We start from the raw sequence: 1,277 nt of genomic DNA, 5'->3' as shown, positions 1-1,277 counted from the left end.
TGGTGGCCTGGACGTGCGCTGGGCCCGCAAGGGCGAATCCTTGAAGCTCCTCAACGGCAATACGGTGGAAGTCGATGAATGGGTCGGTGTGATTTCCGACGACAAGGAAATCGAATCGCTGGCCGGCATCATGGGTGGCGATGCCACTGCGGTCTCGCTGGAAACCACCAATATCTATCTGGAAGCCGCCTTCTGGTTCCCGCAAGCGATCCAGGGCCGTGCACGCCGCTACAACTTCTCCACCGATGCCGCGCACCGCTTCGAGCGTGGCGTCGACTTCGCCACCGTAGTCGATCACATCGAACGTATCACCGCGCTGCTGCTGGAAATCTGCGGCACCGCCGAGACCCGCGTAGGCCCGGTGGATGACCAGATCGTCAACCTGCCCAAGCGCGAACCGGTCACGCTGCGCACCGCTCGTGCGGCCAAGGTGATCGGTGTGGAGATCACCGATGAGATGGTGTCCGATATCTTCAAGCGTCTGGGTCTGTCGTTTGACTACGAGCCGGGCCTGTTCTCGGTCACGCCGCCGTCCTACCGTTTCGACCTCGAGATCGAGGAAGATTTGATCGAGGAAGTCGCACGCGTCTACGGTTTCGAAAACATCCCGGCCTTGCCGCCAGTGGCTGCCAATGCCATGCGCATTGCCCCCGAAAACACCCGTTCCCTGTTTGCCGTTCGCCGTCTCCTGGCCGACCAGGACTATCAGGAAGTGGTCAACTTCAGCTTCGTGGAAAGCGCCTGGGAAGCCGATTTCGGCGGCAACGTCGATCCCATCAAGTTGTTGAACCCGATCGCCAGCCAGATGAGCGTGATGCGTTCTTCGCTCATCGCCGGCCTGGTCGCCAACGCGCGCTACAACGTCAATCGCAAGGCTGCGCGCATTCGCGTCTTCGAAGTGGGGGCCGTGTTCCACAAGGATGCCGAGGTCGTCGATGGCCCGCTGTCCGTGGCCGGTTTCGCTCAGCCCAAGCGCGTGGCCGCACTGGCCTATGGTCCGGTGGCCGAGGAGCAGTGGGGCCAGGCCAGCCGCAATGTCGATTACTTCGATGTGAAGGCCGATCTGGAGGCGTTGTTCGCGCCGCGCACGCTGCGTTTCGTCAAGGCCGAACATCCGGCCCTGCATCCTGGCCGTACCGCCCAGGTGCTGCTGGGTGAGAAGGTGGTTGGCGTGATCGGCGAACTGCATCCCAAGTGGCAGCAAAAGTACGACCTGCCGCTGGCACCGGTAGTCTTCGAAGTGGATGCCGAAGCGCTGCAGCAACGCGACCTGCCTC

The 1,277-nt window shown here is 62.2% G+C and carries 1 protein-coding gene; it reads left to right on the top strand.

The window, feature by feature from the left end; genetic code table 11:
• A partial coding sequence (locus I5W_RS07675) for a phenylalanine--tRNA ligase subunit beta (RefSeq protein WP_044528788.1) occupies positions 1-1,277 on the top strand: 1,277 nt, incomplete at both ends.

The organism is Herbaspirillum sp. B65 (genome assembly GCF_000333555.1).
GTDB classification, from domain to species: Bacteria; Pseudomonadota; Gammaproteobacteria; order Burkholderiales; family Burkholderiaceae_D; genus Herbaspirillum; species Herbaspirillum rubrisubalbicans.
This window is presented reverse-complemented; position numbering and strand designations above follow the sequence as displayed.